Source organism: Lactobacillus isalae (genome assembly GCF_947539375.1).
GTDB classification, from domain to species: Bacteria; Bacillota; Bacilli; order Lactobacillales; family Lactobacillaceae; genus Lactobacillus; species Lactobacillus isalae.
The window spans coordinates 720,988-735,079 of record NZ_OX443569.1; the positions used below are offsets into that span (position 1 = coordinate 720,988).

A 14,092-nucleotide genomic window follows, 5' to 3' on the forward strand; every position below is an offset into this window, starting at 1 on the left:
TAGCTTAATATATATCCCACACTTTTTATAATAACATCTGTACCTAGATATTTAAAACATTTACATAAAATATAGGCTATTTTTCTATAATTAATTATATTAACAAAAAAAGCTAAGAATAGCTTTTTTAAAAGGTTATTCTTAGCTTTTATTTAAAATAGATCTTCAGTTTTATCTCTTCCATCAGCTAGTGGTTGACCAAGGGTTAATGAAGTTGGTGTTCCATCAGTCATTGGATCTAGTACAAACGAACCGTTTGAGTAACGATCTCCTAGTGGATATTCTGAGGTATTGAGTTCAATGTGACGATCACTAGAAGTAGTTAAATGTAAAATATGATTCTCGCCATAACTACTGATTGCCATAATTCGATGAGGCTTGGTTTTAAGTTCACGTAATACTAATACTCCACGCTTAGCACGTGTTACTTTATTTATTAGGTTTAACTTAAGTTGCTTAAATGCTCCGCGCTGTGTAATAATTCCGATCTTAATTAAATCAACATATTTAGGATCTGCAAGAACATAATTTACGATATAGTCATCATCTTTAAGGTTAACAGACTTAACCCCTACTGCCTTAGATCCTGATGTAGGAATTTCGCTAATATCAAATCTTACAGCATATGCCTGATTAGTAATCAAGGTAATTTCCTGTTTACTATCTGGCTTAACTTGATCAATTCTTACAACTGTACTGTCTTTAGCTTTAAGCTTAATTGCAGTAATTGCACGAGACTTATATGTTCTAGTAGGCTGTAAGTCAGATAGAGCAACTTGTTTAATATAGCCATCATTTGTAGCAATTAAGAAGTTTTGACTTGCCTTTAAGTCGTTGACTTCAAAGACGCGAATAATCTCTTCGTCAGTATCAAGACCAATTTCTTGAGAAAGGTGCTGTCCAGTTTCCTTCCATTTTGTTTCTATTAATTCATGAACTGATCGGTAAATCAGATTTCCCTTATTAGTAAAGATATAGAGATTATCTAATGTTGACATTGTCTTTTCAAAAATAACCTTGTCCCCATCTGGTAATCCATTATCATTAGCATCAGTTGATTGGAAAGAGCGAATTGAGGAACGCTTAAGGTATCCATCCTTACTTACTAAGACACGTACGTCTTCATCAGCAACTAGGGCCTTTTCGTTAATTTCAATTTTGGCAGCTTTAGCTGTAATTTCAGTTCTTCTTGGTGATCCAAATTCTTTTTTAACTGCGTTTAATTCTTTAACTACGACTTTTTCTAAAACGTTATTATCACTTAAAATTTCATTGAACTTGTCGATTTTCTTATTTAATTCAGTTTGTTCTTTCTTGAGTTGGTTAACGTCAGTATTTGTTAAGCGGTATAACTGCAAAGAAACAATAGCTTCAGCTTGGTTTGGCGTGAAGTCATATTTAGCAATTAAATTCTTCTTAGCATCTTTTTTATCTTTAGAAGATCTAATTGTTTTAATAACTTGATCCAAAATATCTAAAGCGTGAATAAGACCTTCAACAATCTCTAGTCGTTGCTTAGCTTTCTTTAAGTCAAATTCAGTTCGCTTAGTTACAACATCTTTTTTATGAGTTAAGTATGAAGATAAAATATGTTTCAACCCAACTTGCACTGGAGTCATTCGATCAATTGCAACCATGTTGAAGTTATATGAAACTTGCAAGTCAGTATTCTTAAAGAGATAGTTTAAGATATTCTCACTATCTGCACCCTTTTTTAGTTCAATTACGATCGAAAGCCCATGACGGTCGGTTTCGTCCCTTACTTCGGAAATGCCATCAATTTCCTTATTCAAACGGATTTCGTCAATCTTTTTAACCATCATTGCTTTATTGACGCCGAAAGGAACTTCAGTTACTACAATTTGTTGGCGATGTCCCTTGATATCTTGAATGGTTGTTTTAGAACGAACTTGAATTCTACCACGACCGGTTTCATAAGCTTCTTTAATGCCTTTTGTACCAAGTACGATACCACCGGTTGGAAAATCCGGTCCCTTAACAAACTCCATCAAATTGTCTGTTGTAGCATCGGGATGCTTTAATAGATAAACAGCTGCTTCAATGACCTCAGCAAGATTATGAGGTGGAATTTCAGTCGCATATCCCGCTGAAATTCCAGTTGAACCATTAACTAATAAATTAGGAAAATGAGCTGGTAAAACAGTTGGCTCGTATTCCGTATCATCGAAGTTCAAAATCATTTGAACTGTTTCTTTATCTATATCTTGCAAAAGTAAATTAGAAATTTTACTTAAGCGAGATTCTGTATAACGCATTGCTGCCGGGCCATCCCCGTCCATAGATCCGTTATTTCCGTGCATTTCAATTAAAGGCTCACGCATTTTCCAATCTTGAGATAGGTGAACTAAGGCACCATAGATTGAACTATCTCCATGAGGGTGAAAGTTTCCCATTACATTTCCGACAGCTTTAGCGGCCTTCTTATAGGGCTTATCGTATGTATTATTATCTTTATACATCGCATAAAGAATACGACGTTGAACAGGTTTTAATCCATCTCGAATATCAGGAAGAGCACGTTCTTGGATAATATATTTTGAGTATCGTCCAAATCTCTCACCCATTACTTCTTCAAGAGGTAATTCCCTAATTCTTTCAGTAGTTTTTGCCATTTAAAAATATAACCTCTTAATCTCTACTTGTTTCTAGGATTGATCCATCTTCACCCATGCGGAATTTAACATTTTCGTCAATCCATTTTCTTCTTGGAGCAACCTTGTCACCCATCAGGGTAGTTACACGCTTTTCAGCAAGTTGTGCGTCGTCAATCTTAACTCTAATTAGAGTACGTGTTTCAGGATTCATAGTAGTTTCCCACAATTGATCAGCGTTCATTTCACCTAAACCTTTGAAGCGTTGCAAAGCAAATCCTTTACCCATGTCCTTAGAATCTTCACTTAGTTCCTCATCAGTCCAAGCATATTTAATTTTAGCCTTTGCACCATTTCCCTTTTGGAGCTTGTAAAGTGGTGGAAGAGCAATATAAACTCGACCTGCTTCAACCATTGGACGCATATACCTGTAAAAGAAAGTTAATAACAAAATTTGAATGTGAGCACCATCGGTATCTGCGTCTGTCATGATAATGATTTTGTCATAATTTGCATCTTTAATTTGAAAATCAGAACCAACACCAGCACCGATTGTATGAATCATAGTATTTATTTCTTCATTTTTGAAAATATCTTGCAATTTAGCTTTTTGCGTATTTAAAACTTTACCACGTAATGGCAAGATTGCTTGGAATTTTCGATCTCGACCTTGTTTTGCAGATCCTCCGGCTGAGTCCCCTTCGACTAAGAATAATTCATTTTTCTTAGGATTACGCGATTGAGCAGGAGTCAATTTCCCTGAAAGAATTTCTTTCTTTCGTCTCTTTTTACCGCTTCGGCTTTCATCTCTTGCTTTTTTAGCGGCTTCACGTGCATCCCTAGCTTTTTGTGCTTTTTGAACTAAACTTTGAGCAAATTCTCCATTTTCCATCAAATAGTAAGAAAGTTGCTCATAAACAATACTGTCAACAACGCTTCTAGCTTGCGGAGTACCTAATTTTCCTTTAGTTTGGCCTTCAAACTCTAATAACTCTTCTGGGATTTTAACAGATAAAACTGCGCTTAAACCTTCACGATAGTCACTACCCTCGAGGCCTTTATCTTTGTTCTTTAATAGTCCTTGCTTTTTAGCATAATCGTTAAAAGCTTTAGTAAATCCGCTTCTTGCTCCAGCTTCATGACTACCACCATCAGCAGTACGGACATTATTTACAAAGGAAACAAAATTTTCCGAATAACCATCATTATATTGACCAGAAAATTCTACCTCAATACCATTTTGCTTACCTGAAAAGTAAAATACATCTCCCATCGTATCCTTATCTTCATTCAAATAAGATACAAATGATTTGATTCCATCTTCATAGAGAAATTCATCATGATGTTCAGGTTCACGCTCATCAGTTAAAGTAAACTTAACACCCTTTAGGAGAAATGCTGATTCACGAATTCGTTCTTGAATTGTTTCATACTTATAAGTCGTGGTTGAAAAGATAGTGGCATCAGGTTTAAAAGTAATCGTAGTTCCATTTTTATCTTTGGTCTTGCCCAAATGTTTAAGAGTACCAATTGGATGACCACCATTTTCAAATTCTTCTTCATAAGCCTGTCCATCTCTAACAACTCTTACCTTTAAATAAGAAGATAAGGCGTTTACGACAGACGATCCAACTCCATGTAAACCACCAGAAGTTTGATAGTTCTTCTCAGTAAACTTACCACCTGCGTGCAAGACTGTCAGAATAACTTCAATTGTTGGAATTCCAGATGCATGCATCCCAGTTGGCATCCCTCGTCCAAAGTCCTGTACTGTGATTGAATTGTCCTTATGGATAGTTACATTGATTTCTTTACCATAACCAGCCATTGCTTCATCAACTGAATTATCAACAATTTCATAAACTAGTTGATTCAAACCATGTCGATCAGTTGAGCCAATATACATCCCTGGACGTTTTCTTACTGCCTCTAGTCCATGAAGAATCTGAATCGAAGAATCATCATATGAACTGGTAGTTTTATTTGTTTTAGCCAAATAAATGCCTCCATTTTTAACAGACAATCAAAATCAGTCCCACAGCCATTATAATCTCTGTTAAAATAGCTTTAGATTTTAAATGGGGTTGAAAATTGAATGTCTACGTTGAATTATTTACTAGTTTTTATTTTAGCATACTTAATCGGGTCCTTTCCTACAGGTGTGTTAGTCGGAAAAATATTTTTTCATGAAGATATAAGAAATTTTGGATCAGGAAATATTGGAACAACTAATTCGTTCAGAGTGATGGGTCCAGTAGCTGGAAGCGCAGTTTTAATCATTGATGTGTTAAAAGGAACACTTGCTACAGACTTACCATTACTTTTTCATTTAAAAGGACCAAAGTATTTATTATTAATTGCAGGTGCCTGTGCTATCTTAGGTCATACATTCTCAATCTTCCTGAAATTCAAGGGAGGAAAAGCGGTAGCAACTAGTGCAGGTGTCTTCCTAGGCTATAACCTAAAATTCTTTGGACTATGTGCGGTAATATTTTTACCAATGCTCTTTATTACTTCTTATGTAAGTTTATCAAGCCTAGTTTCTATCGTAATAATCTTTATTTGTTCCTTTTGGTTTCATGATATATTTCTTACAATCATTACTGGAATTATGATGATCTTACTGTTTGTGAGACATCGTTCTAATATCAAACGGTTAGTTAATCACCAAGAAAATATCGTTCCTTTTGGACTGTGGTATTGGTATAAAAAGTCCCATGGATTGCTCGATAAGAAATCTAAAATAAATAAATAGTAAGAACAAAAGACTGCTAAAGTTAATGCTTTAACAGTCTTTTTTCATAGATATTATACTTTATTCAAACAGATGTTCGCAAGAGAAATTTATATCCAATTTTTAGTAAGGATAGTTATCTAGGTGATCTTTTTCGGTAATTTTTCTTACTACACGACCTGGAACACCTAAGACAAGTGAATTATCTGGAATATCTTTGGTAACGACACTACCAGCTCCAATAACACAATTTTTGCCAATAGTTACTCCCGGACAGACAGTTACATTAGTTGCTAACCAGCAGTTATCTCCAATTGTAATTGGAGCCCCATATTCGATGTCAGCAATCTTGCCATCTTTTTGAAGGCGTGCATTACGCTGCTCAGGCAATAAAGGATGAAGCGGAGTTACTAATGAAGTGTTTGGTCCGCACATTACATTATCGCCTATCGTTACAGGACAGGTATCGAGAATGGTTAGGTTGAAGTTAGCATAGAAGTTTTTACCCAGCTTAGTAAATTTGCCATAGTCAACTTCAACTGGACCTTGTAAATACACTCCCTCTTCATGATCTGGGAAGAGTTCATCAATAATTGCTTTTCTAACTGCTTTATCTTCATCAGCAGTCTGATTATAATCTCTACTTAAGCGATGCGCTTTAGTTGAAATTTCTTTTAATTCTTTAGTATCTGGTCGATATGGTAAACCGGCAAGCATCTTTTTAGTATTTTCTTCCATTTATCTAAACCTAATTTCTTTAGTTATTTACTCTTTTATTTTATCTACTAATACATAAAATAGCATATTTTTGTTTATTTGATTCCTTAAGATTATGATAATAAATTGAAATGGAGGAAGCGGTCTGACCTACTTAGTATTAAAGGGATTGGTCCTGAAACGGCTGATGTAATTCTAATGTACGGAATTCAAAAAGGAGAATTTGTTGTTGATACTTATGCTAGACGCTTATTTGCATGCTTAGATTATCAACTACCTCCCTCTTATCAAAAGGCCAAAGACTTAGTTGAAGCTAATGTAGACCATTTTACACTGCGCAACTATCAAAACTTTCATGCCATGATTGTCATGTTCAATCAAAAATACAGGTTGCCAAAAGATTTTGAGAATACTTTCTTGCATGGCTACCAATTAAGGATTGAAAAATAAAAGAGACTAGCACTAAACTAGTCTCTTTTTTGATAAAAATATCTCTTATTCTGAATCACGAAGTTGTTTTAGACTCTCGCCAAAAATATTATCAATTACAGCTGGATCGCGGTGATCAAAGAATTGGCTTTCGCCCTTATCTAATTCTTTAATCTTGTCCATTTCATCTTGTGTTAAATTAAAGTCAAAAATATCGATATTCTCTTTTTGACGTTTCTCATGAACTGATTTTGGAATAACAATGATATCTTGTTGAGTAAGCCAGCGTAAGATGACTTGAGCGACCGTCTTGTGATGAGCTTCCGCAATACCTTTTAATACCTTATTATTGAAAATATCATGCTTACCCTCTGCAAATTGAGCCCAAGCCTCTACAGCGACGTCTCTTCCTTGGAAGAATTTAACATCGTTAGTTTGTTGGAACCATGGATTAATTTCAATTTGATTAATGGCTGGTTTATCTTCATGTGCAAGCTCTAAATTCATATATTGATCAGGATAAAAGTTTGATAAACCAATTGAGCGAACCTTACCAGCACGCTTAGCAGCAGCTAAAGCATTCCAAGCACCAAATGTGTCACCATATGGTTGATGAAGTAATACTAAGTCTAAATAATCAGTCCCTAGTTCCTTTAAATCATGATCAATTGCTTTAGTTGCTTTTTCAAATGACATATTAGAAACCCAAATTTTTGTAGTTAAGAAAATATCATCTCTATTAACTGCGCTTTCTGCTATTGCTTGACCAACGGCAATTTGGTTCTCATATACTTCTGCTGTATCAATCATTCTATAGCCATTTGCAAGGGCCATTTCAACTGTTTGTCTTGCTTTTTCGTGATCTGGTATTTGAAAGACCCCCAAACCAAGTAAAGGCATCTTATTGCCATCATTTAATGTAATTGTTGGAACTTTTGTCATAGTATAGTCCTCCTTTTTCTAACAACTTCATTTTAGTGCTAGAAAAGTAATAAATAAAATAAATAGGACTATTTTCTGGCATCGTTAATTAAATACTGAGTCCAATTATGTTCACGATCCCGATTATGTTCACGATCCCGATTATCAGCCATTACACCTTCTAGGTCATGAGCCTTATATGGTGCCTGGAGAGTATGATTTTCTTCTTTATTTAAGTTAATATTGATAGCTTCTTCTAAGGCATCTAAGTGATGAGCTTTTGTTGCTCCGACAATTGGGGCAGTTACTCTTGTTTTAAGCCAGGCAAGAGCAATTGCAGCCATTGAAGTGTTGTGATTTTGAGCTATTTTTTCTACTTCATCGATAATTGGGTGGTCAATATCGATAGTTTTACCATATCTTTATTACTTCAGCTAATCCTTTCTTTACTTAAATAGTATAAAAATTTTGAGGGATGAAATTGATGTTAGACTTGTTAATCAAGTGGCCAAGTTAATTTCAAATTCAAAATATATTTTTATGTTTGGCATAAAAGAATTAAAAATCATTGCGAAAAAAAGTTTCAATAATTAATCCAAACAAAGCTGTTTTTTATAGAAAGATGAACTTTTTGTTCAATGTAACAGATCTATCATAGTTACTTTTTCATAATTCTTCTAAATAAAAAACACAGTGGTAAATATACTACTGTGCTCTCTTACATAATTACAACATCTTATGCTTCTTCATTCTCTCTTCAAAAATACCATTTACTAGGTTTGTCATTTGTTGCTTTTCTTCTTCGGTTGGTTCAACATCTTTTTCAAAAGCACTATATAAATCAGAATGTTCTCTAGCAATTAATTTACAAGTCCCCTCAGTGGCATGTTTACGAAAAATAGCTGGTATTTTCTTTAAATATTCTGGCTTAACTAAGGCAATAATCTTTTCGTTTGCTGTCATTTTTATATACTTCCTTTCTTTCAATTAGTGATATTTTAACGACAAATCGTTTAATTTTCAAAAATAACTACAAAAATAGACCCCACGAAATCCATTTCCAAGGTCTTTATCTTCCTTAGTCCAATCAAAGTGATCAGCTAAACTACAGCCATCCGTTTCACAAACCATGCTACTGTCTTTTCCAATCAAGTCAATAGTAGAAAATTTTAGGCCTTATTAATTCCTTGAACTACTAATTTGTTCTCACTACTTCCTCCTATAGCTACTTTTCTAATATCAACCACGCTTTGAATATTTAAAATTAAAATAACAATTTTTAAACAATATTCTTTAAATATCTTGCTTGCTACGGGATCTTGATTTTCAATTAATTTAAAAGCATGGTAACCATCGTTTTTCTCCTCTTTCAAGTACTGAAGATAAAGGTAGCTAATAGTCCAATTTAATGAAATTGCTAATTATTTAAATATTAGCCTTCCATATTTACAGCATCGTTTTAAAAAAGAAACCGGCCAATCACTTATTCAATTTATTAATCAACAAAAAATAGCCCATGCAAAACATGAGCTATTATTTACCAATAAATCTATTAATGAAATTGCACAAAACCTAGGTTGTAGCAATCAAAGTAGTTTTTCTAGTCTTTTCAAAAAAATAGAAAAGATCTCTCCGATGCAATATAGAAAGCAGTATAAATGAAAGTAAACTAATTATTATCATTAGAACCAAAAATATCTAAGAATTGCAGGAATAAGTTAACAAAATCCAAATATAATTGAAGTGCTCCTAAGACTGCTAGACCGTTTGTTGAAATTTCTCCGCCAAATTGCAAGTAAATATTCTTCATTCTTTGTGCATCCCAAGCAGTTAAAATAGTAAAAATAATAACTGCAATAAATGAGAAAATATAATCAATTGCCGGATTTTTCAAAAAGAAATTAATTAGCATCGCTACTATTAGCCCAATTAGTGCTGCTGACGCATAGGATCCAATTCTACTTAAGTTTCGCTTTGTCACTGTTCCTAAAATAGCCATCACAATAAATACGGTAGCTGAAGCTACAAAGGCTGAAGCAATATCTTCACCAGTATAAGCTCCCGCAATGAAGGCGAAAGTTACTCCATAGATAATTGCCGTCAGCATTAGTAAAACAAAACTCATCCCTGGACTTCTAGTAGCATTGAAATTAATAATTAAAGTCAATGCTATTGGTAAAAGTAGTAAAAACCACATTGCCCAAGGATGACGATTCATTAAATTAAGCATCTGTCTAGCAAAAACAGTCATTGTTAGGTACGAACTTAAAGCAGAGATTAAAACTGCTAAAGCCATTAAACCGTAGAGTTTGCTTAAAAATGTATTTAGTCCGGATTCATCGACTAAGTGCCGACGTTCTGGTTCTTGATCAAAGTTATACATAATAGTCCTCCCATCTTTTCTCTTCATCCTTAATGTAGCACTTGAGAAGAGTAAAGAAAAAAGAAAGGTATTAGTAAAAAATTGTAATAAAAAGACTGGGCAGTCTCTTACTACTCAGTCTCAAATAACCATAAAAAACTATTTAATCATATGCTGATAATTCGTTTCAAAAATCTTTTTATCATATAAGTCTGAAATATCAAGATTTTCAATTGCATCAGTGACTATCTTATCAGCACCTGCTGGCATAACTGCAAATGGTGCATCAGTTCCAAACAAAACATGATTAATGCCAAAATAATCAAGTGCTAATTGTAAAGCAGGAGTATTACCTAAGATAGCTGTATCTACATAGAAATTCTTAAACATTTCTGCATGCTCTTGATCTAAAATGTGTTCAATTCTACCACTAAAGTAAGGAACCATTGCACCAGCATGGTGAACCAGAATTTTTAAGTTGGGTACTTTCTTAAAGATATCACTCTGAACTAGTTGCAACATAACTTGCGATAATTCATATTCCCAAGAAAATACTAAATTATTGTCAGGCTTTCGCTTATCAAATACTGGATGTAACCACAATGGAAGATTTAATTCAGCTGCTTTTACTAAAATAGGCTCAAATTCAGGATCAGCAATGCTTTTACCCAAATGTCTGGTAAAAATTTGGGCACCAACTAAATATGGATTCTCTTTAATAGCGTCTAAAATCTTAAGCGAAGCAGGAATATTGTTCATTGCTAACATCCCTACTCCAGCCTCAAATTTGTCTGGATAATTTGCTACAATACCAGCTAACTCTTGGTTAGCATTTACTGCAATTTCTTTAGCTCTTTCACCATTTACAAAATCTTCAGGATTAATATTTGCAAATGAAACAACTTGCTTAGTATTTTTATCTGGCCATTGCTCTAACCTTTCATCTAAACTAACCAAAGTTTCAATTTTGAAAAATGGATATTTTTGCTGAATAGTTGCATCAATATCAAGCATTGTTTGATAAAAATTTGGAGTTAGAATATGTGCAAATGCGTCAATTTTCATAATTTTTGCCTTCTCTATAAAATAATTCTTTCAAATTCATTCTATAACATTGCAAGCTTATTTTTTATAATCTTGACCATAAATATACTTGTGTAACTTTAAGTACTGCTGCTCAAGCTTCTTTTCATTCAAATTGTCTTTGGCAAAATAATATCTTTTACCTTCAAATCCTTTTGGCATATAGTTCTGCTTAGCGATCTGGAATGGTTGCTCAAATGGATTTTCAATTAATCCTCCGCCGGTTATTTCTTCAGAATGCTTATAGTGCATATCCCGTAGTCCTCTAGGCATGGGATGCTGACTAGGATATTGAGTATCTTGATCTAATTGTTCCCATACCTGGTCAAAAGAACCAGACTTAGGTGATAAACACATAAGCATGGTAGCAAACATTAATGGATACTTAGCTTTTGGCATACCTATCTTTTCTGCTTGATTTGCGGCAACCACAATTTGCGTTACTTGTTCAGGGTTAGCTAAACCAATATAAGTATATGGAATCTCACGCAGACGCCTAACTACCGAAGGTAAGTCGCCATTTTTTAGTAAAATAGTTAAGTAATATAGTGCAGCGTCAGTATCTGAGCCTGCCATAGAATCTGAATATGCCGCTAAGTAGTCATAATGCTTAGTAGCTTTTTTATCATATGCAAAATGTTGGTCTTTTACAAAGTCTTTGACAGCGTCTATTGATAATTTATCTCCGTTAATTGCGTGAACAGTTTCTAAAATATTGAGAGCCACGCGTAGGTCACCATCAGCCGATGTAGCAATCATTTTAAGTGCTCCCGAATCAATCTTGTCTTTTTCTATTTTTAAGACATCTGTCGTCGCCTTTTTTAAAACCGTTAAGATATTTTGATCGCTTAAAGCCTTAAATTCAAAAATCTGGCAACGTGACCTAACCGCAGGAACAATTGACATGATTGGATTTTCAGTGGTGGCTCCAATTAACATTACTTGTCCACTTTCAAGGTATGGTAAGAGATAATCTTGAATATTTTTTGTCATTCGATGAATCTCATCTATTAATAAGACAAAAGATTGATGAGGATAAGTATTAATGATTTGTGTTAATTTTAATTTATTATCAACTGATGCATTGAAATTTGCTAAAGGATAGTTATATTCTCGAGCAATGATATGGGCTAAACTAGTCTTTCCTGTTCCAGGAGGTCCCCATAGAAGGAGTGAAACTGGTACATGCTTGTGAATTATTTGATATAACGGTGCCCCTTCGTTAACTAGCCCTTCTTGACCTACCAGATCTTTCAATTGCTTTGGTCGCATTAAATCTGCTAATGGTTGTTTAATTGGCAATATTTTCACCTTCTATTTTTATAAACGGTTTCTATATCTTCTATAATATAAGAAAAAATTTTTATGCTAAAGTAAAAATCCTCTTTAAGCACGAATACATGTTCGATATAATTTAAAAAGCAAATATTTTTTGAGGTAGAAATTATGCTTAATTTTTAAAAAAATTTCTTTTTAAATCTAAAACAAAAACAAAATCAGGATAGTTTAGCTTTTCCAAGTGATAACTTACCGCTGTTCCCATATGTTGATGAAAATACTTTAGCTGAGCATCCTCTGATCGATGAATATAACTTAGCAAGAGTTTATAGTCTCAACAACTATTTGAATCACAAAATATATCATTCAAACAGGCATAAGTCTTTAGAAAAATATTATCAAAATATGGAGTCTTTGCACTGGATAGCTTTAGTTTCTGATATAGGTTGGCCTTTTGGAAATAAAAATAAACCAGCATTGCTGTTAGATAAAGTGTTTGCAGTTGATAGTGATAATAATTGTAAACTATTAGAGCGTCACGTTTGGCTTAATACCAAGTATATCAAGCATACTATTACTGATCCCCAGTCGATTGCCGTTGGTGATGCGATTAAAGGCGTTAGCAATATTGGAATCTATTTTGGACCTAAAAAAGAGGTCAAATATGAATTAAGAGAAACTGTAATTCTAGGTGCAGGCATTTTTGTCGGACCAGATGAAAGAAATGATCAAAAAACTGATATATCACACAAATTTATAACTGATTATGATAGACATAATGATTGGATTTTAAAAATCAATAATAAGAAAAATGATACCTTTGTTTCTAAAAGCCCTACCACACATGAACTTGCTACTCTTTTAGCCTTGTCTGGTACTGCATTTACTAATTATCAACGTTCAAAACATCAATCTTATATCGAAAGAAGCTTAGCTCATAAAGCTATCAAAAAAAGAAAGCAAAAGGCGGAAGCTCCTAATTTTACTAGAGAAGTAAAAAACATCAAGGAATCTGTCCATCAGACTATTAATCATACACATTTACCTCAGCGATATCATGCGCAATTTAGTCGCTATTTTTACTATAATGATCAAAATGGAAATTTTGTTCCGTGTGCTAAATTTATTGATGTATTTAATGAACTAAATGAGAGTGTCTCACAAAATGCTTTTTTTAAGATTAATCCACCTTTAATTAAACTCGGTCGCCTAAAGCCTGGGATGAAAATTAGTTTTTCGACCAAAGCTAAACTACCAAACCAAAGTGAAGATAAAGATCAAATTATTGAAATTTCTACAAGCTCTACAGCAACGCTTTCTCCAATACCTGATACAAATGATGCGCTAGTTGGGATGATTATGAGAGATAGAAATGATCAAACTCCAGATCACTTAATCTTTTTAGAAAAATACAAAGAATGGTGTCAAACTAACAATCAGCCTTTAACACAAAATAAATCTATTAATCCTGCAAAAGTAAAATCTTTTAGCAAAGAAGAAATTTCTCAACAATTAAATCTTACCGGATTGCAATTAGATAAGATAATTCAAAAATTGCAGATTAAGCCAGTTCATACAAATGCAAATGAAGAATACTTTAATGAAAGTAGTATAAAACAAATCGAAAAAGAACTTCATCTACGTCAAATGCTTCGTAACATTCGTCGTAATAAAGTCATGACAAAAGAATCTTTCGTTGATAAAAGTCAGATAACTAAAGCAAGCAAAATTAATCACACTATTCTAATGACTTCTTATGGCCAGTATTATACCGAAGAACTAGATATTTATACCGCTCGAGATATTAAAAATATGATCAAAGAGGCTAAAATTATCCCACTAAATTTCTATTTAAAAGTTCGGGATGGTGATAATAATAGGCTAAATTATATAAAAGCTAAAAATATTAAAGAATTCCGTCTGTTTAATTCATCCGAAACCTATCATATAAAATAA

The 14,092-nt window shown here is 33.5% G+C and carries 12 protein-coding genes and 1 pseudogene; 4 read left to right on the forward strand and 9 right to left on the reverse strand.

Annotated features, from left to right (window positions below):
• Positions 1-152: 152 nt before the first annotated feature.
• Together parC and parE are read right to left on the reverse strand one after the other, a co-directional pair.
• A complete protein-coding gene (parC, locus tag QM512_RS03505) occupies positions 153-2,633 on the reverse strand; it encodes a DNA topoisomerase IV subunit A (protein WP_282806140.1) in 2,481 nt (826 codons plus the stop codon).
• 16 nt (positions 2,634-2,649) lie between these two features.
• The gene (gene parE / locus QM512_RS03510) at positions 2,650-4,608 is read right to left on the reverse strand and encodes a DNA topoisomerase IV subunit B (protein WP_282806141.1); all 1,959 of its coding nucleotides are present in this window, start codon (positions 4,606-4,608) and stop codon (positions 2,650-2,652) included.
• A gap of 99 nt (positions 4,609-4,707) precedes the next feature.
• Here parE and plsY point away from each other — a divergent pair, with 99 nt between their 5' ends.
• Positions 4,708-5,367: a glycerol-3-phosphate 1-O-acyltransferase PlsY gene (gene plsY / locus QM512_RS03515; RefSeq protein WP_282806142.1), complete on the forward strand. Its 660-nt coding sequence runs from the start codon at positions 4,708-4,710 to the stop codon at positions 5,365-5,367.
• A gap of 102 nt (positions 5,368-5,469) precedes the next feature.
• On the opposite strand, the gene QM512_RS03520 is transcribed toward plsY, so the two are convergent.
• A complete protein-coding gene (locus QM512_RS03520) occupies positions 5,470-6,084 on the reverse strand; it encodes a sugar O-acetyltransferase (protein WP_282806143.1) in 615 nt (204 codons plus the stop codon).
• Positions 6,085-6,204: 120 nt separating this feature from the next.
• On the opposite strand from QM512_RS03520, the pseudogene QM512_RS03525 reads away from it, so the two are divergent.
• Positions 6,205-6,513: pseudogene (locus QM512_RS03525) on the forward strand (endonuclease III domain-containing protein); the annotation flags it as partial.
• Positions 6,514-6,558: 45 nt separating this feature from the next.
• Here QM512_RS03525 and QM512_RS03530 read toward each other — a convergent pair.
• The 3 genes from QM512_RS03530 to QM512_RS03540 all read right to left on the reverse strand — a co-directional run bounded on the left by QM512_RS03530 (position 6,559) and on the right by QM512_RS03540 (position 8,376).
• Positions 6,559-7,434, reverse strand: a complete 876-nt coding sequence (locus tag QM512_RS03530) for an aldo/keto reductase (protein WP_282806144.1) — start codon at positions 7,432-7,434, stop codon at positions 6,559-6,561.
• Between the two features lie 68 nt (positions 7,435-7,502).
• Complete coding sequence (locus QM512_RS03535; protein WP_282806145.1) at positions 7,503-7,757, reverse strand: aldo/keto reductase; 255 nt, start codon at positions 7,755-7,757, stop codon at positions 7,503-7,505.
• A 382-nt stretch (positions 7,758-8,139) separates the two neighbouring features.
• Positions 8,140-8,376: a hypothetical protein gene (locus QM512_RS03540; RefSeq protein ID WP_282806146.1), complete on the reverse strand. Its 237-nt coding sequence runs from the start codon at positions 8,374-8,376 to the stop codon at positions 8,140-8,142.
• A gap of 450 nt (positions 8,377-8,826) precedes the next feature.
• On the opposite strand from QM512_RS03540, the gene QM512_RS03545 reads away from it, so the two are divergent.
• On the forward strand, positions 8,827-9,075 hold the full coding sequence (locus tag QM512_RS03545; protein ID WP_282806445.1) for a helix-turn-helix domain-containing protein: 249 nt from the start codon (positions 8,827-8,829) through the stop codon (positions 9,073-9,075).
• Between the two features lie 7 nt (positions 9,076-9,082).
• Here the strand turns inward: QM512_RS03545 and QM512_RS03550 are convergent, their stop codons facing one another.
• From QM512_RS03550 to QM512_RS03560, 3 genes are all read right to left on the reverse strand, one after another.
• On the reverse strand, positions 9,083-9,796 hold the full coding sequence (locus QM512_RS03550) for a Bax inhibitor-1/YccA family protein (RefSeq protein ID WP_282806147.1): 714 nt from the start codon (positions 9,794-9,796) through the stop codon (positions 9,083-9,085).
• Positions 9,797-9,934: 138 nt separating this feature from the next.
• On the reverse strand, positions 9,935-10,840 hold the full coding sequence (locus tag QM512_RS03555) for an amidohydrolase family protein (RefSeq protein ID WP_282806148.1): 906 nt from the start codon (positions 10,838-10,840) through the stop codon (positions 9,935-9,937).
• Positions 10,841-10,897: 57 nt separating this feature from the next.
• Positions 10,898-12,160 (reverse strand): replication-associated recombination protein A, encoded by a 1,263-nt coding sequence (locus QM512_RS03560; protein ID WP_282806149.1) that lies wholly within the window; start codon positions 12,158-12,160, stop codon positions 10,898-10,900.
• Between the two features lie 381 nt (positions 12,161-12,541).
• Here QM512_RS03560 and QM512_RS03565 point away from each other — a divergent pair, with 381 nt between their 5' ends.
• Positions 12,542-14,092 (forward strand): hypothetical protein, encoded by a 1,551-nt coding sequence (locus QM512_RS03565; RefSeq protein ID WP_282806150.1) that lies wholly within the window; start codon positions 12,542-12,544, stop codon positions 14,090-14,092.